Source organism: Nocardioides jiangsuensis (assembly GCF_019679455.1).
GTDB classification, from domain to species: domain Bacteria; phylum Actinomycetota; class Actinomycetes; order Propionibacteriales; family Nocardioidaceae; genus Nocardioides_C; species Nocardioides_C jiangsuensis.
Genome location: NZ_JAIEZQ010000001.1, coordinates 269,224 through 287,416, shown reverse-complemented (window position 1 = coordinate 287,416; position 18,193 = coordinate 269,224). Strand labels below are relative to the sequence as shown.

18 protein-coding genes are annotated in these 18,193 nt (G+C 72.2%); 10 read left to right on the top strand and 8 right to left on the bottom strand.

What is annotated here, in order from left to right; all coding sequences use genetic code 11:
* The first annotated feature begins 30 nt into the window (after positions 1 to 30).
* Genes K1X13_RS01425 through K1X13_RS01415 form a run of 3 tightly spaced genes read left to right on the top strand, consistent with a single transcriptional unit; the run spans position 31 to position 4,353 of the window.
* On the top strand, positions 31 to 1,629 hold the full coding sequence (locus K1X13_RS01425) for an ABC-F family ATP-binding cassette domain-containing protein (protein ID WP_221023266.1): 1,599 nt from the start codon (positions 31 to 33) through the stop codon (positions 1,627 to 1,629).
* A gap of 13 nt (positions 1,630 to 1,642) precedes the next feature.
* Positions 1,643 to 2,446: an enoyl-CoA hydratase/isomerase family protein gene (locus K1X13_RS01420; RefSeq protein WP_221023265.1), complete on the top strand. Its 804-nt coding sequence runs from the start codon at positions 1,643 to 1,645 to the stop codon at positions 2,444 to 2,446.
* 41 nt (positions 2,447 to 2,487) lie between these two features.
* On the top strand, positions 2,488 to 4,353 hold the full coding sequence (locus tag K1X13_RS01415; RefSeq protein WP_221024499.1) for an ABC transporter ATP-binding protein: 1,866 nt from the start codon (positions 2,488 to 2,490) through the stop codon (positions 4,351 to 4,353).
* Here K1X13_RS01415 and K1X13_RS01410 read toward each other — a convergent pair.
* On the bottom strand, positions 4,329 to 5,093 hold the full coding sequence (locus tag K1X13_RS01410; protein ID WP_221023264.1) for an SURF1 family cytochrome oxidase biogenesis protein: 765 nt from the start codon (positions 5,091 to 5,093) through the stop codon (positions 4,329 to 4,331). The two genes, K1X13_RS01415 and K1X13_RS01410, sit on opposite strands and share 25 nt — an antisense overlap.
* 43 nt (positions 5,094 to 5,136) lie before the next feature.
* Here K1X13_RS01410 and moaA point away from each other — a divergent pair, with 43 nt between their 5' ends.
* A complete protein-coding gene (gene moaA, locus K1X13_RS01405; protein ID WP_221023263.1) occupies positions 5,137 to 6,135 on the top strand; it encodes a GTP 3',8-cyclase MoaA in 999 nt (332 codons plus the stop codon).
* A 37-nt stretch (positions 6,136 to 6,172) separates the two neighbouring features.
* On the opposite strand, the gene K1X13_RS01400 is transcribed toward moaA, so the two are convergent.
* The gene (locus K1X13_RS01400; protein WP_221023262.1) at positions 6,173 to 6,409 is read right to left on the bottom strand and encodes a hypothetical protein; all 237 of its coding nucleotides are present in this window, start codon (positions 6,407 to 6,409) and stop codon (positions 6,173 to 6,175) included.
* A 221-nt stretch (positions 6,410 to 6,630) separates the two neighbouring features.
* Positions 6,631 to 6,924 carry a DUF3099 domain-containing protein gene (locus tag K1X13_RS01395; protein WP_221023261.1) on the bottom strand — a complete coding sequence of 98 codons (294 nt, stop codon included), beginning with the start codon at positions 6,922 to 6,924 and terminating at the stop codon, positions 6,631 to 6,633.
* 92 nt (positions 6,925 to 7,016) lie between these two features.
* On the opposite strand from K1X13_RS01395, the gene K1X13_RS01390 reads away from it, so the two are divergent.
* From K1X13_RS01390 to K1X13_RS01375, 4 genes are all read left to right on the top strand, one after another.
* The gene (locus K1X13_RS01390; protein WP_221023260.1) at positions 7,017 to 7,229 is read left to right on the top strand and encodes a dodecin; all 213 of its coding nucleotides are present in this window, start codon (positions 7,017 to 7,019) and stop codon (positions 7,227 to 7,229) included.
* Between the two features lie 98 nt (positions 7,230 to 7,327).
* Complete coding sequence (fabG, locus tag K1X13_RS01385; RefSeq protein WP_221023259.1) at positions 7,328 to 8,032, top strand: 3-oxoacyl-[acyl-carrier-protein] reductase; 705 nt, start codon at positions 7,328 to 7,330, stop codon at positions 8,030 to 8,032.
* Between the two features lie 99 nt (positions 8,033 to 8,131).
* On the top strand, positions 8,132 to 8,902 hold the full coding sequence (gene fabI / locus K1X13_RS01380; protein WP_221023258.1) for an enoyl-ACP reductase FabI: 771 nt from the start codon (positions 8,132 to 8,134) through the stop codon (positions 8,900 to 8,902).
* 41 nt (positions 8,903 to 8,943) lie between these two features.
* Positions 8,944 to 10,644, top strand: a complete 1,701-nt coding sequence (locus K1X13_RS01375; protein WP_221023257.1) for a Mur ligase family protein — start codon at positions 8,944 to 8,946, stop codon at positions 10,642 to 10,644.
* Here the strand turns inward: K1X13_RS01375 and cphA are convergent.
* A complete protein-coding gene (gene cphA / locus K1X13_RS01370; RefSeq protein WP_221023256.1) occupies positions 10,613 to 13,408 on the bottom strand; it encodes a cyanophycin synthetase in 2,796 nt (931 codons plus the stop codon). The two genes, K1X13_RS01375 and cphA, sit on opposite strands and share 32 nt — an antisense overlap.
* Positions 13,405 to 14,421 (bottom strand): cyanophycinase, encoded by a 1,017-nt coding sequence (locus K1X13_RS01365; protein WP_221023255.1) that lies wholly within the window; start codon positions 14,419 to 14,421, stop codon positions 13,405 to 13,407. The genes cphA and K1X13_RS01365 overlap by 4 nt, the downstream gene beginning before the upstream one ends.
* Positions 14,422 to 14,455: 34 nt before the next feature.
* Here K1X13_RS01365 and K1X13_RS01360 point away from each other — a divergent pair, with 34 nt between their 5' ends.
* A complete protein-coding gene (locus tag K1X13_RS01360) occupies positions 14,456 to 14,968 on the top strand; it encodes a SixA phosphatase family protein (protein WP_221023254.1) in 513 nt (170 codons plus the stop codon).
* On the opposite strand, the gene K1X13_RS01355 is transcribed toward K1X13_RS01360, so the two are convergent.
* From K1X13_RS01355 to K1X13_RS01345, 3 genes are all read right to left on the bottom strand, one after another.
* Positions 14,965 to 15,126 (bottom strand): hypothetical protein, encoded by a 162-nt coding sequence (locus tag K1X13_RS01355; protein WP_221023253.1) that lies wholly within the window; start codon positions 15,124 to 15,126, stop codon positions 14,965 to 14,967. The genes K1X13_RS01360 and K1X13_RS01355 overlap by 4 nt on opposite strands.
* Before the next feature lie 174 nt (positions 15,127 to 15,300).
* On the bottom strand, positions 15,301 to 16,533 hold the full coding sequence (serB, locus tag K1X13_RS01350; protein ID WP_221023252.1) for a phosphoserine phosphatase SerB: 1,233 nt from the start codon (positions 16,531 to 16,533) through the stop codon (positions 15,301 to 15,303).
* A gap of 13 nt (positions 16,534 to 16,546) precedes the next feature.
* Positions 16,547 to 17,284, bottom strand: coding sequence for an Rv1486c family protein (locus K1X13_RS01345; RefSeq protein WP_308249327.1), 738 nt, complete (start codon positions 17,282 to 17,284; stop codon positions 16,547 to 16,549).
* 102 nt (positions 17,285 to 17,386) lie between these two features.
* On the opposite strand from K1X13_RS01345, the gene K1X13_RS01340 reads away from it, so the two are divergent.
* Positions 17,387 to 18,187, top strand: a complete 801-nt coding sequence (locus K1X13_RS01340) for an ABC transporter ATP-binding protein (RefSeq protein WP_221023251.1) — start codon at positions 17,387 to 17,389, stop codon at positions 18,185 to 18,187.
* Positions 18,188 to 18,193 lie beyond the last annotated feature (6 nt).

Here is an 18,193-nt window from a genome sequence, read left to right as displayed (position 1 = left end):
CTGTCACGTCCGACCGAGGATTCCTGTCACATGATCACCGCACACCAGCTCGAGGTCCGCGCGGGCGCACGCCTGCTGATGGAGGACGTCAGCTTCCGCGTCGCCGCCGGCGACAAGGTCGGCCTCGTCGGCCGCAACGGCGCCGGCAAGACCACGCTCACCAAGATCCTCGCCGGGGACGCGCTGCCCGCGGCCGGCAAGGTCGTCGCCTCCGGCAGCGTCGGCTACCTGCCGCAGGACCCGCGCACCGGTGACCCCGACGTGCTCGCCCGCGACCGGATCCTCTCCGCGCGCGGCCTGGACGAGGTGGTACGGCGGCTCCGGCAGGCCGAGCGGGACATGGGCTCCGACGACCCCACGGTCCACGAGCGCGGCATGCGCCGCTACGAGCGCGCCGACGCCGAGCTGCACGCCGGGGGCGGCTACTCCGCGGACGCCGAGGCCGCCCAGATCGCCTCCAGCCTCGGCATCGAGGACCGGATCCTCGACCAGCCGCTGCGCACGCTCTCCGGAGGCCAGCGGCGCCGGGTCGAGCTCGCCCGGATCCTGTTCTCCGGCGCCGAGACGCTGCTGCTCGACGAGCCGACCAACCACCTCGACGCGGACTCGATCGTGTGGCTGCGCGACTTCCTGAAGTCCCACAAGGGCGGGCTGATCGTGATCAGCCACGACGTGGGCCTGCTCGAGGCGTGCGTGAACAAGGTCCTCCACCTCGACGCGAACCGTGCCGAGATGGACGTCTACAACATGGGCTGGAAGGCCTACCTCACCCAGCGGGAGACCGACGAGAAGCGCCGCAAGCGCGAGCGGATGAACGCCGAGAACAAGGCCAAGACGCTTACCGACCAGGCCAACAAGATGCGGGCCAAGGCGACCAAGGCCCAGGCCGCGCAGTCGATGCTCAAGCGCGCCGAGAAGCTGATGGAGGGCATCGAGGGGGAGCGCCGCGCCGACCGGGTCGCGAAGATCAAGTTCCCCGTCCCCGCGCCCTGCGGCAAGACCCCGCTCACCGCGGCGGAGCTGTCCAAGTCCTACGGCTCGCTCGAGGTGTTCACCGACGTCGACCTCGCCATCGACAAGGGCAGCCGGGTGGTCATCCTCGGCCTCAACGGCGCGGGCAAGACCACCCTGCTGCGGATCCTGGCCGGCGTCGACGAGTCCGACACCGGCGAGGTCCGGCCCGGCCACGGCCTCAAGCTCGGTTACTACGCCCAGGAGCACGAGACCCTCGACACCGGCCGCACGGTGCTGGAGAACCTCCGCACCAGCGCACCGCAGCTGACGGACACCGAGGCCCGCAGCGTGCTCGGCTCGTTCCTGTTCAGCGGCGACGACGCCACCAAGCCGGCCGGGGTGCTCTCCGGCGGGGAGAAGACCCGGCTCGCGCTGGCGATCCTCGTCGTCTCCGGCGCCAACGTGCTGCTCCTCGACGAGCCCACCAACAACCTCGACCCGGCCTCCCGCGAGGAGGTGCTCGGCGCGATCCGCAGCTACGAGGGCGCGATCATCCTGGTCACCCACGACGAGGGCGCCGTCGCCGCGCTCGAGCCGGACCGGGTGCTGATCCTGCCGGACGGCGTCGAGGACCTCTGGAACCAGGAGTACGTCGACCTCGTCGCCCTGGCCTGACTAGGCTGCGCGCATGACTCGCACCCCGTTGGACCCCGAGGTCCTGCAGCGCGCCGGGCTCCACCTCGAGGTCAACGGACTGGTCGCCACGATCACGCTCGACCGGCCGGAGACCAGGAACTCCCAGACCCCCGCCACCTGGCTGGCGCTCCGCGTGATCGGCGCCTCGCTGGACCCCTCCGTGCGCGTGGTCGTGCTGCGGGGCCGGGGTGAGACGTTCTCGTCGGGCCTGGACCGGCGGATGCTCACCCCCGAGGGGGTCGACGGCGAGTCCCTGCTGACGCTGCTGGAGATGCCCGACGGGGAGCTCGCCGACACCATCGCCGGCTACCAGGAGGGGTTCACCTGGCTGCGTCGCAGCGACGTCATCACGATCGCGGCGGTCCGCGGCCACGCGATCGGCGCCGGGTTCCAGCTCGCGCTCTCCTGCGACCTGCGGGTGCTGGCCGACGACGCGATGCTCTCCATGCGGGAGCCGCTGCTCGGGCTGGTGCCGGACCTGACGGGAACAAAACCGCTGGTCGAGCTTGTTGGGTACTCGCGGGCGCTGGAGATCTGCGCCACCGCCCGGACGGTCGGTGCCGAAGAGGCGTACGCGCTCGGGCTGGCCACCGCGGTCGTGCCCGGCGAGGAGCTCGACCGGACGGTGCACGACCTGGTCGCGGCTCTGACGGCTCCGCTGTACGGCGCGGTCTCGGAGACCAAGTCGCTGCTGCAGAGCGCCGCGGCCCTCGACCTGGAGGAGCAGCGGAAGCTGGAACGCGAGGCACAGGTACGACGCTTCCGCGAGCTCGCCTCCCTCATGGGAGAGGGGTAGAGGACCGCCGCGAGGCGAGATGAGGAGAACCGCCCGTGTCGATGGGGTCAGGCCTGGGGCCTGCGTGGCGCAACCTGCGCACCGACCGCAGCGTCGTCGAGCAGAAGCTCGCGCGTGAGACGGTCCGCCGCGTGGTGGGTTTCGCGCGCCCGCACAAGAAGCTGATCGGGATCTTCCTCGCCCTCACCGTGGTCGACGCCTCCCTGGTCGTGGTCACCCCGCTGCTGGTGAAGCGGATCATCGACGACGGCATCCTGAAGCAGAACTCGACCCTCGTCACCCTGCTCGCGCTCGCCGTCGCCGGGGTCGCGATCTTCAGCGCGCTGCTCACCCTCGGCCAGGGCTACCTCTCCTCGCGGATCGGCGAGGGCCTGATCTACGACCTGCGCACCCAGGTGTTCGCGCACGTCCAGCGGATGTCGCTGGCGTTCTTCACCCGGACCCAGACCGGCGCCCTGGTGTCGCGGCTCAACAACGACGTGATCGGCGCCCAGCGGGCGTTCACCTCCACGCTGTCCAGCACCGTGTCGAACTCGATCAGCGTGGTCGTCGTCGGCATCGCCATGTTCGCGCTCAGCTGGCAGGTGACCCTGCTCTGCCTGATGCTCTTCCCGATCCTGTTCGGCGCCTCGCGCTGGGTCGGCAACAAGCTCTCCGGGCTCACCCGCTCGCAGATGGAGGGCAACGCCGACCTCGGCAACAACATGACCGAGCGGTTCAACGTCGGCGGCGCGATGCTGCTCAAGCTGTTCGGCCGCCGCGACGAGGAGGACACCCGGTTCGCGGAGAAGGCCGCGGTGGTCCGCGACCTCGGGGTCCGGATCGCGTTCGTGACCCGGGTGTTCGGGGCCAGCCTGATGCTGATCCCGGCCCTGGCCACGGCCCTGGTGTACGGCGTCGGCGGCCAGCTCGCCATCGACGGCACGCTGACCGTGGGCACGCTGCTCGCGCTCGCCACCCTGCTGCTGCGCCTGCTCGGCCCGCTCCAGGGCCTCTCGAACGTCCGGGTCGACGTGATGACCGCGCTGGTCAGCTTCGAGCGGGTCTTCGAGGTGCTCGACCTGCCGTCGATGATCCGGGAGCGCCCGGACGCCGTCGTACTCTCCCGCAACGCCGCGGAGGTGGAGTTCGACCACGTCGCGTTCACCTACCCGCGCGCCGACCAGGTCTCGCTGGCCAGCCTGGAGTCGGTCGCCCGCACCGAGTCGCGCGACAACGGGCAGGTGCTCAAGGACATCACGTTCACCGCGCGCCCCGGGCAGATGGTCGCGCTGGTCGGTCCCTCGGGGGCCGGGAAGACCACGATCACCCACCTGGTCGCCCGGCTGTACGACGTCTCGTCCGGCGCGGTCCGCGTCGGCGGCTGCGACGTCCGCGACGTGAGCCTGCAGTCCCTCGAGGACGCGGTGGGCTACGTCACCCAGGACGCGCACATGTTCCACGACACGATCCGCGCGAACCTGCAGTACGCCCGCCCCGGGGCCAGCGAGGAGCAGATCTGGGACGCGCTGACCGCGGCGCAGATCGCCACCCTCGTGCGCAGCCTCCCCGACGGCCTCGAGACGGTCGTGGGGGACCGCGGCTACCGGCTCTCCGGCGGCGAGCGGCAGCGGCTGGCGATCGCGCGGCTGCTGCTCAAGGCGCCCGGGATCGTGGTCCTCGACGAGGCCACCGCCCACCTCGACTCCGAGTCCGAGGTCGCCGTGCAGCGTGCGCTGGACCAGGCGCTGGAAGGCCGGACGTCGCTGGTGATCGCGCACCGGCTCTCCACGGTCCGCAACGCCGACCTGATCCTGGTCGTCGACGACGGCCGGGTCGTGCAGTCGGGCACGCACACCGCGCTGCTCGCCGAGGGCGGCCTGTACGCCGACCTCTACGAGACTCAGTTCGCGGCGCGCACCGCCTGATCCTCGGGCTCGGACTCGGGCCTGCGCGCCTTCCGGCGCTCGTCCCAGGCGAGGTAGAAGAAGCCGAAGACCGCCAGGGCGGCGAAGAACCACCACTGCAGGCCGTAGAAGAAGTGGGGCCCCTCGCCGAGGTCGGGGGTCTCGGTCCGCGCCAGCGGCTGCGCGGCCGGCGGGGTCTCCCGCTCGAGGTCGACGAAGCCGCCGTACACCGGGAACGGCAGGGTCGGCCCGATCGCCTCGCTGGACACCGCCCGGGTGGACCGGTCCGCGACCGCGGTCGAGTCACCGGTGGCGTCCACGCGGACCCAGCCGACCACGGTGACCGTGCCGGTCGGCGCCGCGGGCACGTCGGGGCGGGTGGTGCCGACGTTGCCGGTGGCCACCCAGCCGCGGTCGACCAGCAGCGCCGCGCCGCTCGCGGTGCGCAGCGGCGTGACCACGTCGACCCCGGACTGGCCCTCCCGGGTCTGGTACCGGACCACCACGGTCTCGTCCTCGACGTACTCGCCGGTGGCCGTGACTCGGCGCCACTCGTCGGCGGGGTCGACCGGCTCACCGACCGCGAGCACCGACCCCACGGGGGCCGGCTCGGCGGCGAGGTTGCGCTCGACGACGGCGTTGGTCCGCTCGCGGTCCTCGAGCCGGTGGAACTGCCACTCGCCGAGCCGGAACGCGAGGAAGGCGAGCAGGACGACGGTGAGGAAGAAGAGGATCCACCGTCGGCTGAGCAGGAACGTCACGCTGACGACACTAACCTCAGGCCGTCGTGCCTAGACTGTGCGGGTGAGTACAGGTGGACTGGTCGACACGTTCGGTCGGACGGCGACGGACCTTCGGGTGTCGCTGACCGACCGCTGCAACCTGCGCTGCTCGTACTGCATGCCGGCCGAAGGACTCGACTGGCTGCCCCACGAGGAGACGCTGACCGACGACGAGGTGGTCCGGCTGATCACCATCGGCGTGGAACGGCTCGGCATCGAAGAGGTCCGGTTCACCGGCGGGGAACCGCTGGTCCGCCGCGGCCTCGTCGACATCGTGCGCCGTACGGCGCAGCTGCGGCCGCGCCCGGAGACGTCGCTGACCACCAACGCGCTGGGCCTCCAGCGCACCGCGCAGGCGCTCGCCGAGGCGGGCCTGGACCGGGTCAACGTCAGCCTCGACACCATCCGCCGCGAGCACTTCCTCGAGATCACACGCCGCGACCGTCTCGATGACGTCGTGCGCGGCCTGGAGGCCGCCAAGGAGGCGGGCCTGGGCCCGGTGAAGGTCAACGCGGTGCTGCTGCGCGGCGTCAACGACGACCAGGGCCCCGAGCTGCTCCGGTGGTGCCTCGAGCGCGGCTACGAGCTGCGCTTCATCGAGCAGATGCCGCTCGACGCCCAGCACGTCTGGCGCCGCGACACGATGGTCACCGCCGACGAGATCTTCGCCTCGCTCGAGTCCCAGTTCGAGCTGACCCCGGCCGAGGAGCCGCGGGGGAGCGCCCCCGCCGAGCTGTTCACGGTCGACGGCGGCCCGGCCACGGTCGGCGTGATCGCCTCGGTCACGCGGCCGTTCTGCGGCGACTGCGACCGGGTCCGGCTCACCGCCGACGGCCAGGTGCGCAACTGTCTCTTCGCTCGTGAGGAGTCCGACCTGCGCGCGGCGCTTCGCGGCGGGGCCGATGACGAGGAGATCGCCGACCGCTGGCGCGCGGCGATGATGACCAAGCGGCCCGGCCACGGCATCGACGACACGAGCTTCCTCCAGCCGACCCGGCCGATGTCCGCGATCGGCGGCTGACCCAGGGCGTCTCCGCCCGCTGCTGTCGCCCGTCCGCCTAGCGGGGACCGAGGCCGGTGCCCGGCTCGCCGACACCCCCCGCACGGGGGTCGTCCACCGGCACCACGTCGCGCAGGAACGAGCGCGCCTTCAGGAAGTCGCCGAGGCTCTCGCGGTGCTCCGAGCAGGCCAGCCAGGACTTGAGCCGGTCCGGCGTGTGCAGCTTCGGGTTGTTCCACAGCAGCGCCCAGCCGGCGTCGTGCTGGCACCCCTTCGCGGAGCAGACCTTGTCCATGACCCGACCCTAACCGGCGCCGGAAGAGGCCCCGTCCGGGCGGGGGACCGGCGGAGAAAGAACAGTGCCGGACGACCACGGGGGAAGTCGTCCGGCACTGTGGGGCGCGGACTCAGACGGGGGAGGCTGAGCCCGCGCGACGACGATTCTTGCACGGCCCCCCTGGCATTTCCACCAACGCAGGGCATACACGCGCAAGCCCTTTATAGGTGTCTGGACCACTACATTTCGCGGGGCGGCTCGATCTGCTTGCGGCCCGGGTCGAAGTCCTCCGGCCCGCCCGGATCCGGCGCGGCTCCGGCGTTGGCGACGACCACGGCCACGTAGGGCAGCACGAACGACGCGATGATGAAGATCCACATGAGGAAGCCGCCCGCGAAGACGACGGCGAGCAGGAAGCACACGGTGCGGATGGTCATGGAGATGACGTAGCGACGCTGCCGCGAGGCGATGTCGTCGCTGTGGCTTCGCGTGGCCGAGGTGATCCGAACAGCGTCGGAGTCGTGCCTGCCCATGACCCCACCGTACGTCGAAGGTGGTCATGCCTCACCGGGTGCCAGACCACTAGCATCGGCCCTGACCGCACGCCCAGACACGAGGAGCAGCCATGACCAACCGCACCTACCGCGTCACCGAGATCGTCGGCACCTCTCCCGACGGCATCGACCAGGCGATCCGCAACGGCATCGAGCGTGCGTCGCGGACGCTGCGCCACCTCGACTGGTTCGAGGTCACCCAGATCCGCGGCCAGGTCAAGGACGAGACCGTCGAGCACTTCCAGGTCGGCCTGAAGCTCGGGTTCCGCCTCGAGGACGACTGACGCCCGCTCCGGGCCCGGTGATTCGGAGTACCCATCAGTAGCCGATAGCGTCCGAGGCACCTGCCCCACGGGGGACGCGGCGACGAGAGGGAACGGCTGTGAGCAGATCGGTTCTGGTGACCGGCGGAAACCGCGGCATCGGCCGCGCCATCGCGGAGGCGTTCAAGGCCGCGGGCGACCAGGTGGCGATCACCTACCGCAGCGGCGAGCCGCCCGAGGGCTTCCTCGCGGTGCAGTGCGACGTCACCGACGCCGCCGCGGTGGACGCCGCGTTCGCCGAGATCGAGGAGAAGCAGGGCCCGGTCGAGGTGCTCGTCGCCAACGCCGGGATCACCAAGGACACCCTCGTGCTCCGGATGAGCGACGACGAGTGGTCCTCGGTCATCGACACCAACCTGACCGGCTCGTTCCGGGTCGCCAAGCGCGCCGCGAAGGGCATGCTGCGGCTGCGTCGCGGACGGATCGTCTTCATCTCCTCCGTGGTCGGCATGCTCGGCTCGGCCGGCCAGGTCAACTACGCGGCCAGCAAGTCCGGCCTGGTCGGGATGGCCCGCTCGCTCGCGCGCGAGCTGGGCAGCCGCTCGATCACCGCGAACGTGGTCGCCCCCGGCTTCGTCGAGACCGAGATGACCGAGGTCCTGCCGGAGGAGAAGAAGGCGGAGTACAAGGCGCAGATCCCGCTGGGGCGCTACGCCACCTCCGACGAGGTCGCCTCCACGGTCGTGTGGCTCGCCTCGGACGGCGCCGCCTACGTGACCGGCGCGGTGATCCCCGTCGACGGCGGCCTCGGCATGGGCCACTGACCCCGGTCACCGACCCCGGCCCGGAGGCCGCGGCCGCGCGACGCGCGGCCACCTGACAGCAGCACCGACAGCAGCACCTGACGAGGGAGTACGACGAGCATGGGCATTCTGGACGGGAAGCGGATCCTGGTCGCCGGCGTCACGATGGACACCTCCATCGGGTTCGCGGTGGCGCGCGTGGCGCAGGAGCAGGGGGCCACGGTCGTGGTCTCCAACTTCGGGCGCGCGCTGGGCATCACCAAGCGGATCGTGAGCCGGCTCCCCAAGGAGACGCCGGTGGTCGAGCTCGACGTCACCGACCAGGAGCACCTCGACCGGCTCCCCGAGCTGCTCCGCGAGCACGTGGACGGGCTCGACGGGGTCGTGCACTCGATCGCCTACGGCAACCCCGAGACGCTGCTCGGCGGCAAGTTCCTCACCGGCCCGTGGCCGGACGTGGCGCAGGCCGTGCAGGTGTCGGCGTACTCCCTGGCCTCGCTCTCCAACGCCTGCCTGCCGCTGATGGGCTCGGGCGGCTCGGTGGTCGGGATGACCTTCGACGCGACCGTCGCGTGGCCGGCGTACGACTGGATGGGCGTCGCCAAGGCGGGGCTGGAGTCCTGCTCGCGTTACCTCGCCCGGGACCTCGGCCCCCAGGGCATCCGGGTCAACCTCGTGTCCGCGGGCCCGCTCAAGACGCTGGCGGCGAAGGCGATCCCGGGCTTCGAGGAGCTCGAGTCCATGTGGAGCGACCGCGCGCCCCTCGGCTGGGACGAGAAGGACCACGAGCCGACGGCGAAGGCCGTCGTGGCCCTGCTCTCGGACTTCTTCCCGGCGACGACGGGCGAGATCGTGCACGTCGACGGCGGCTACCACGCGATGGGGGCCTGACCGCCGGAACATCGCCGGAGACGCTCGGGTAGCGTGCCGGGGTGTCTTCCTCACTCGTCGAGCTCCGGGTCCTCGAGGGGCCCAACCTCTACTTCCCGCGCGCAGCGATCAAGCTGACGCTGGACCTGACCGGCCTGGTCGAGGCCGACGAGGCCCGGGCCTCCCGGTTCGCCTCGCGGATCGGCCTGACCAAGGCCCGTCCCGGGGCTGCGGGCACCGGGTTCCGGCAGCGGTTCGCCACCCGCGCGGTGGCCCGCCTGGTGCGGGCGGTCGCCGTCGAGGCCGGCACCAGCCGGCTCGGCGTGCGGGTGCGCACCACGAACGACGTGCACCGGATCGTGGTCGCCTACCCGTGGCGCAACCGGCTGCGTGCGCAGGCGCTCGGCCGGGCCGTCGCCGAGGTGCTCGACGCGCTGCCCACCGCCGACCTCGAGGGCCTGGTGGACGAAGCGGCACGGAAGGTCCGGGAGTCCGAGCCGGGCCCCGGGCCCACGACGCTGAAGCCGAAGGTGCCCGTGGTCGCGATCACCGGCACCAACGGCAAGACCACCACCTCGCGGATGGTCGCGCACATCGCGCGCACCCAGGGCATGCACGTGGGCTGGTCGAGCACCGACGGGATCTACGTCGACGGGGTCCTGGTCGAGCCCGGTGACTACTCCGGCCCGAGCGGCGCGGGGAGGGTCCTCGCGCACAAGGAGGTCGAGCTCGCGGTCACCGAGACCGCCCGCGGCGGCATCCTGCTCAAGGGCATCGGCCTGGCCTACAACAACGTCTCCGTGGTCACCAACGTCTCCGCCGACCACCTCGGGCTGCACGGCATCGACACCCTCGACCAGCTCGCCGAGGTCAAGGGCGTGGTCCCGCGGATCACCCGCGCCGACGGCTGGGCGGTGCTCAACGCCGACGATCCCCGGGTGCTCGCCATGCGTACGACGCTGCGCGCCCGGCCCTGGGTGTTCTCCCGCGACCCCGACTCGCCCGCCGTGCGCGAGGTGCTGAGCGAGGGCGGCCGGGCCACCACGGTCATCGACGGCTGGCTGAGCGTGCTCACCGCCGACGGCGACCCCGACCCGATCGTCGAGGTCGTCGACATCCCGATGACCCTGGCCGGGCTGTCCCGGTTCAACGTGGAGAACGCGCTCGCCGCTGCCTCGGCCGCGCTGGCGGTGGGCCTGTCACGCGAGGTGGTGCGAGAGGGGCTCACCACGTTCCGGCCGGACCCGCAGCACAACCCGGGCCGCATGAACTTCTTCTCCCGCGAGGACGTGAGCGTCGTGGTCGACCTCGCGCACAACGAGGCCGGGCTCGAGGCGCTCACCGAGATCATGAACGGCGTACGGCGCCCCGGCTGCCGGCTGCTGCTCGGCCTCGGCGCCGTGGGCGACCGCACCGACGACCTCGTCGACCGGCTCGGCGAGATGGGCGCCCGCGACGCCGACGTGGTGGCGGTCGCGCACAAGGCGGGCTACCTGCGCGGGCGCACCACCGACGAGCTCGACGCGCTGTTCCGCGCCGGTGCGGCCCGGGTCGGGGTGACCGACGTGCCGTCGTACCCGACCGAGGTCGCCGGCCTCGAGGCCCTCGTGGCCCAGGCCCGACCCGGTGACGTGGTGGGGCTGATGTGCCACGAGGACCGCCAGGGCGTCTACGACTGGCTGGCCGCGCAGGGCTTCACGGTCGACGACCCCGACACCCTGCGCGTGAAGGTCAAGGCTGCGCGGGAGGGCTCGGCGGGCTGAAGTCCGGGTCGCCGACCGTGGTGTCGTCCGGGCCGGACCCGGCCTGGGCCTGCTTGGACCAGCTCTCCAGCTCGCCCATCACCGCGGAGTGCTTGTCGACGCACAGGACGACGAGGTCGCCGGGGTTGGCCCGCGACATCGCGTGGTGCACGGCCTCGATCTCCTCGTGGATGACCTCGACCTGCCGGCAGCGGGCACCGTCCGCGATCGCCGACCGGACGCCCTCGGCGACCAGCTCGGCGGTCTGACCCCGATCCCGGCCGCGCAGGGCGACGTCCTCGCGGACCACGAGCACGTCGAAGTGCTGGGCGGCGACCGACCCGAGCTCGCGCATGTCGTCGTCGCGGCGGTCGCCCGCGGTGGCGATCACGCCGATCCGGGACGGCTTGCCCAGCTCGCTCGTGCTGCTCAGCGACTCACCGACCCGGTCCACGAAGTCGCCGAGCATCCGCATGCCCGGGGCGTTGTGGCAGTAGTCGACGATCACGTGGGTGCCGTTGACCTCCACCTCGTTGAGCCGGCCGGGGGAGAGGTAGTAGTTCGTCGAGAACGACCGGAGGCCCTGCCGGATGTCGTGCAGCGGGGCGCCGGAGGCGAACGCCGCAGCCGCCGCGGCCAGGGTGTTCTGCACGTTCATCCGGGCCCGGCCGCCGAACGTGGCCGGCAGCAGGTGGGTCCAGGCCAGCTGCATCTCACGGCGGCCGTGCTTGACCACGATCATCTCGCCGCGCTCGCTGGGCTCGAGGACCAGGGCCTTGCCGCCGCGGCGGCAGTGCTTGTCGATCATCTCGCGGGCCTCGGAGCCGGGCTCCTCCATGCTGAACCAGACCACCTGGCCCGAGCAGCGTCGCCGCATCTCCCGCACCAGCGGGTCGTCGGCGTTGAGCACCGCGTGGCCGTCGCGCGGCACGGCCTCGACCAGGACGGCCTTGACGTCGGCGAGCTGCTCGACGGTGTCGATGCCGCGCAGGCCGAGGTGGTCGGGCTGCACGTTGAGCACCACCGCGACGTCGTTGCGCTCGTAGCCGAGGCCCTCGCGCAGGATGCCGCCGCGGGCCACCTCGAACACCGCGAAGTCCACGCGGGGGTTCTGCAGCACCATCCGGGCCGACTTCGGGCCCGAGGCGTCGGCGCGGATCACGAGCCGCTCGTCGATGACCACGCCGTCGGTGGAGGTCATCCCGACCTTGCGACCCATCCCCTTGAAGATGTGGGAGATCATCCGCGAGGTGGTGGTCTTGCCGTTGGTGCCGGTGACCGCGACGATCGGGATCCGGCTCGCGGCGCCCGGCGGGAAGAGCATGTCCACCACCGGCTTGGAGATGAACTGCGGGTCGCCGATGGTCGGGTGCGTGTGCATCCGGAAGCCGGGGGCGGCGTTGACCTCGCAGATTGCGCCGCCGGTCTCGCGGACCGGCTCGGTGATGTCGGGACAGATGAAGTCGATGCCGGCGATGTCGAGCCCGATCACGCGGGCCGCCTCCTCGGCGATCTCGACGTTCTCCGGGTGCGCCTCGAAGGTGCGGTCGATGGAGATGCCGCCGGTCGACATGTTGCCCGTCAGGGTCAGCTTCACCATCTCGCCGGCCGGCGGGACGTCCCCGAGCTTGTAGCCCTGGTCGGCGAGCAGCCCGACCGCGGCGTCGTCGACCTTGATCCGGGTGAGCACCTTCTCGTGCCCCACGCCGCGGCGCGGGTCGGCGTTGGTGAGCTCGACGAGCTGCTCGACGGTGCTGTGCCCGTCGCCGACCACGTGCGCGGGCACGCGCTCGGCGACCGCGGCGAGCTTGCCGTCGATGATCAGGCAGCGGTAGTCGCGGCCGGTGATGAACGACTCGACGATGACCCAGCCGCGGCGCGACTGGTCCTGCGCGACCGGGAAGGCGGCGCGGACGTCGTCGGCGTCCTGGAGGTCCAGGCACACGCCGCGGCCGTGGTTGCCGTCGAGCGGCTTGCAGACCACGGGGTAGCCGATCCGGTTCGCGACCGCGACGGCCTGGTCGGCGGTGCGCACCGACTCCTGCTTCGGGACGGGGAGGCCGGCGGCGCCGAGCAGCCGGGTGGTGAGGTCCTTGTCGGAGGCCACGTCGACCGCGATCGCGCTGGTCGCCGAGGTCATCGTGGCGCGGATCCGCTTCTGGTGCACGCCCTGGCCGAGCTGCACGAGCGAGTGCTTGTTCAGCCGGATCCAGGGGATGTCGCGGGAGACGGCCTCGTCGAGGATCGCCTGCGTCGAGGGCCCGAAGGCGGTGCGCTCGGCGCGGAGGATGAACTGCTCGAGCTCGGCCTCGAAGTCGAACTCCGGGTCGGCCTGCACCAGGTGGTTGACCAGGCGTACGGCGAGCCGGGCCGCCGCGATCCCGACCTGCTCGTCGACGTACCCGTAGATGACGTTGTAGCGGCCGCGCTGCCCCTTGACCGAGCGGGTCTTGCCGCGGCGGATGTCGTGGCCGACGACCTGCTGCAGCGACAGCGCGATGTGCTCGGCGACATGGCCGAGCCAGGTGCCCTCGTTCAGGCGCTCGACGAACCCGCCGCGGCGGCCGCGGGAGCACGAGTGCTCACGCAGGCCCGGGAGCATCTGCAGCAGGTTGTCGGTGAAGTCCGGCAGCGTGTTGGTGGGGAAGTCCTCCAGTGAGCCCAGGTCGACCACGAGGTGGATCGCCTTGTCGTAGGACCAGACGTTGGCGCCCCGGTAGACGCGGGTCTCCAGGATGGCCAGGTCGGGCGACGGGCGGGTGGCGGGACGGACCTGCTCGGTCATGCACGCTCTCCTTCGGGGTGTTGACGGGCGCGGCGGCGGCGCAGCTGGGTGGGGGACACGTCGCCCGCGGCGATGTCACGAGCCAAGCGTCTGAGGTCCCGGCCCGCAACCGCGAGCTCCTCGGCCTCGGAAGGGTCGACCTCGGCCTGCTGGCGGACCAGGCGGCGCTCGGTGAGGTCGAACACCGAGCCCTCCGGCAGGACGTGCATCACCACGCCGGAGGCCAGCAGCGGTGCGGTCTTGCGGGCCTCGTGGGCGTTGGACACGATCGCGCGGCCGTCGAAGATGGTGACCGCTCCGCGGCCCTCGACGGTGAGCAGGTCCTCGCCGCCGGTGTGGGTGATCACGGCGGCGGTGTCCTCGTCGACGCCGATGCCGAGGAGGCTGGGGCTCTGCGCGACGATCATCAGCAGCCGACCGTACCGGTTGCGCTGGCCGAAGTGCTGGTCGATCACGCAGCTGTCGACGAGGCCGAGCCCGGCGGCGACCTGGGTCATCCGCTGCTTGGGGGTCTGGCCGCCGGGGCCGAAGGCCACCATGTGCGAGGACTGGATGCTGGCGCCGGCGGAGGTGCCGGCGACCACGACGCCGCGCTCGTGGGCGGCCTTGATCGCGTCGCCGAACGCGGTCCCGCTGATCACCGCGGACAGCTTCAGCTGGTTTCCGCCGGTCATGAAGATGCCGGTCACGGTGTCGAGCCGGGCGACGAGCCCGGGGTCGTTGGCCTCCTCGCGGGTCTCCGGCCGTGCGGCGATGACGTCCGCGGCGCCGAGCTTGCGGAAGAGCGCGTCGTAGACCTCGACGACCTCCGGGCCGAGCGACGAGGCGGTCGGCACCACCGCGATCCGGGCGTGCTCACCGCCCGCGTGCTCGACGAAGGAGGCCAGCACGGTGCGCTTCCCGAGCTTGTCCTCCGCGCCTCCGATGGCCATCAGCGGTCCGGGTCCTGGGGTGACGCCGGGCTGCGGATCCCTGTCCGCGGCTGCATCCTGCTCATCGAGTCCATTCGGCATGCAGGGCAGCCTACGTGGTGAGAAAGTGGGGCTCGTGACCAACCGGCGGCGACTCATCCTCATGCGGCACGCGAAGGCCGAGCCGTTCGCGACCACGGACCACGACCGGGTCCTCACGGAGCGCGGCAGGAAGGACGCCGCCGACGCGGGACGCCACCTCGCCGAGCGCTCCATGCTGCCCGACCACGCGCTGGTCTCCTCGGCGAAGCGCGCCCGGGAGACCTGGGCCGCGGTGGCCGAGGGGGCCGGCTCGGACCTCGGGCCGGTGTTCGACGACGCGACGTACACCGGCAGCCCCGACGTCGTGATGGAGGCGCTGAGCGCGGTGCCGGAGTCGGCCGGGACGGTGATCTTCGTGGGGCACAACCCGACCGTGGCCTACCTCGCGCACCTGCTCGAGGACGGGGAGGGAGAGCCGGACGCGCAGGCCCAGCTGCTCCAGGGGTACCCGCCCGGATGCCTGGCCGTGCTCGAGGTGGAGGTGCCCTGGGCCGAGCTCGGCCCCGAGACCGGCCGGCTGGTCGACTTCTACGTCGGCCGCGGCTAGCTCTCGCGCCGGCTGCCGGCGAGACGGGCGAGCCGGGTCGCGGCGTCCGTCGTACGGCGCGGGTCCCAGGCGAGCGCGAGCACCGAGGGCGGCAGGTCGTCGGCCGGGAGGAAGGCCGGGCCCGGCCTGCGGTACTCCTCGGCTAGACCGGCTGGCACGGCTCGGTTCGTGAGCAGATGGCTGTCTTCCCGGGTGCGGACAGCCGTTTGCTCACGCACTACCCGGGCAGGTCGGCCGGGACGCGGGTCAGGCGCTCTGCTCACGAACTACCCGGCAGGTCGGCCGGGCCGGACCGGTGACGAGCCGGGCAAGGGGTACGACGGGGGCGCGGGTCAGGCCAGCGGCGGGGCGGGCGTGACGATCCCCATCTCCGCGTCCGCGGCCTCGACCTCCTCGCGGCTGATGCCGAGCAGGTAGATGATCGAGTCGAGGTAGGGGACGTTCACCGCGGTGTCGGCGGCCTGCTGCACCACGGGCTTGGCGTTGAAGGCGATGCCGAGCCCGGCCGCGGCGAGCATGTCGAGGTCGTTCGCGCCGTCGCCGATCGCGATGGTCGCGGCGGTGGACACCCCGGCCCGCTCGGCGAACCGGCGCAGCGCGGTCGCCTTGCCGGCCCGATCCACGACCGGCCCGACGATCCGACCGGTGAGCTTGCCGTCGACGACCTCGAGCTCGTTGGCCGAGGCGAAGTCGATGCCGAGGTCGGCCGCGATCTGGTCGGTCACCTGGGAGAACCCGCCGGAGACGATCGCGAACCGGTAGCCGAGGCGCTTGAGGGTGCGGACCATGGTGCGCGCACCGGGGGCGAGCTGGATTCCGGCGTACACCCGGTCGAGCACCGACGCGTCGAGGCCGGCGAGCAGCGAGACCCGCTCCCGCAGGGACTGCTCGAAGTCCAGCTCCCCGCGCATCGCGGCCTCGGTGACCTTGGCCACCTCCTCGAGGCAGCCGGCGTGCTCGGCGAGCATCTCGATGACCTCGCCCTGCACCAGCGTGGAGTCGACGTCCATCACGATCAGCCGCATGCCGTGCCGGAGCAGGTTCGCCGGCTGCACCGCCACGTCGACCGCCTGCCGGGCCGCCTCCTCGGAGAGCAGCACCCGCAACCGGTCGGGGTCGGCGCCGGAGACGTGCAGGTCGATCGCGGTGACGGGGTAGCGGGCCATCCGCTCGATCCGGTCGATGTTGGCGCCGGTGTCGGCGATCCGTCCGGCGATCGCCGCGACCGCGGCGGGCCTGAGCGGCATGCCCAGCACCGTGACGTGGCTGCGACCCTGCGGCCGGTCACGGTTGTCGCCGGTGCCGCGGTCCACCTCCACGTGCATGTCGAGCTCGGCGGCCACCCGGTCCATCGCCGCGCGGAGCGCCTTCACGTCCCGCGGCAGGGAGACCAGCACACCCAGCACCAGGCGGCGACGGAGCACGATCTGCTCGATGTCGAGGACCTCGACCCCGAACCCGGCGAGGGTGGAGAAGACCGTGGAGGTCACCCCCGGCCGGTCCTTGCCGGTGAGCGTGATCAGGAGCGTCTGGGGGCGGGGCGCGGCGGCGTCGTCGGTTCTCATGACGGGCTGAAGGCTATCTCCCCCACGGGGCCGAGCAGGCGGCGACGAGGCCCCGTCTCGCAGCGTGGTCCAGCGGGGACAGGGCCGCCCGGCGGCGGTCGGCCTCGGACGCGGAGACCGCGGCGCCGTCGTCGGCCAGGGCCAGGTCGACGATGCGGATGCACCGCACGGACAGCGAGGCCAGCTTCACCGCCCGGGCCCCGGTCTCCGGCGGGAAGCGCAGGTCCGAGGTACTGCGCAGCGCCATCAGCTCGTCCGCCACCTCGGGACGCCACCGTGCCACCTCGAGCTCGGCGAGCGTGTTCGCCGCGGTCAGCAGGGCCCGGCGCAGGGAGGTGTCCGCCTCACCCGGGTCCGGCACCTGGCGCCGGGAGGTGGCCCGGTGGTAGGTCCACACCACGCCGACCCCGGCCCGGTGCGGGACCAGGCCGCCGTCGCAGCCGGAGAGCACGACCCCCTCGCCGGCCTCCAGCACGTCGTTGTTGAACGGGACCGGGCCGGCGAGCCCGAGCGGGTCGCCGGGGACGGGCAGGGCGAGCCCGGCGCCGGTGGCGCCCTCCGCGCGCAGCCGGCCGAGCGCGAGGATCAGCGGGACGGCGTCGTCCTCGCCGGGCAGGCCGGCCACGTGGTGGGCGGTGTCGTCGCCGACGATCGCGTCGCGGGCGTCGTCGAGGCTGACCCGTCCCGACACCCACGCGGAGAACCAGAGGGCGAGGTTCGCGGACATCGGCAAGGTGGCGCGGTCGTTCACGCGCCCCAGGCTACGTGTGTCCGCCTGGGCGCGCCGCGGGCCGGTGACGTAGGTTTGGACAGCCCGCCATCCTGCCGGACGCACCGACCACACGAGGGATCCATGGACGCCGTAATCGAGTTCGCCGACGTCACCGTCACACGTGGTCAGGCGACGCTCCTGGAGGGCATCGACTGGACGGTGGAGGAGGACGAGCGCTGGGTGGTCCTCGGCCCGAACGGCGCAGGGAAGACCACGCTGCTCCAGGTCGCCTCCGCGCAGATCCACCCCACGTCCGGGGTGGCCGGGGTGCTCGGCGAGGTGCTCGGCACGGTCGACGTGTTCGACCTGCGGCCGCGGATCGGCCTCACCAGCGCCGCCCTCGCGGACCGGATCCCGCGCCACGAGCTGGTCCGCGACGTGGTGGTCTCCGCGTCGTACAGCGTGATCGGCCGCTGGCGCGAGCACTACGACGAGCTCGACCACGCGCGGGCCGCGGAGCTGCTCACCGAGGTCGGCGCCGGGCACCTGCTCGACCGCACCTTCGGCACCCTGAGCGAGGGCGAGCGCAAGCGGGTCCAGATCGCCCGGGCGCTGATGACCGACCCCGAGGTGCTGCTGCTCGACGAGCCCGCCGCCGGACTGGACCTCGGTGGCCGCGAGGACCTGGTGTCCACGCTGTCGGTGCTGGCGATGGACGAGACGTCCCCGGCGACGGTGCTCGTCTCCCACCACGTCGAGGAGATCCCGCCCGGGTTCACCCACGCGCTGCTGCTGCGCCAGGGGCGGGCGGTCGCGGCCGGGCCGCTGGAGTACGTGATGACCGAGGAGATCCTGGCCGCCACGTTCGGCATGCCGCTGCAGCTGCATCACGACGACGGGCGCTGGGCCGCGCGCCGTCGCGTCCGGCACCGTACGGACTGACTAGTC

Coding starts and splice junctions, on each gene's coding strand:
- K1X13_RS01365 (WP_221023255.1), bottom strand. CDS start 14,421: ATGCCGAATGGACTCGATGAGCAGGATGCAGCCGCGGACAGGGATCCG.
- K1X13_RS01425 (WP_221023266.1), top strand. CDS start 31: ATGATCACCGCACACCAGCTCGAGGTCCGCGCGGGCGCACGCCTGCTG.
- K1X13_RS01395 (WP_221023261.1), bottom strand. CDS start 6,924: ATGGGCAGGCACGACTCCGACGCTGTTCGGATCACCTCGGCCACGCGA.
- cphA (WP_221023256.1), bottom strand. CDS start 13,408: ATGACCGAGCAGGTCCGTCCCGCCACCCGCCCGTCGCCCGACCTGGCC.
- K1X13_RS01400 (WP_221023262.1), bottom strand. CDS start 6,409: ATGGACAAGGTCTGCTCCGCGAAGGGGTGCCAGCACGACGCCGGCTGG.
- serB (WP_221023252.1), bottom strand. CDS start 16,533: ATGAGAACCGACGACGCCGCCGCGCCCCGCCCCCAGACGCTCCTGATC.
- K1X13_RS01420 (WP_221023265.1), top strand. CDS start 1,643: ATGACTCGCACCCCGTTGGACCCCGAGGTCCTGCAGCGCGCCGGGCTC.
- fabI (WP_221023258.1), top strand. CDS start 8,132: ATGGGCATTCTGGACGGGAAGCGGATCCTGGTCGCCGGCGTCACGATG.
- K1X13_RS01390 (WP_221023260.1), top strand. CDS start 7,017: ATGACCAACCGCACCTACCGCGTCACCGAGATCGTCGGCACCTCTCCC.
- K1X13_RS01415 (WP_221024499.1), top strand. CDS start 2,488: ATGGGGTCAGGCCTGGGGCCTGCGTGGCGCAACCTGCGCACCGACCGC.
- K1X13_RS01340 (WP_221023251.1), top strand. CDS start 17,387: ATGGACGCCGTAATCGAGTTCGCCGACGTCACCGTCACACGTGGTCAG.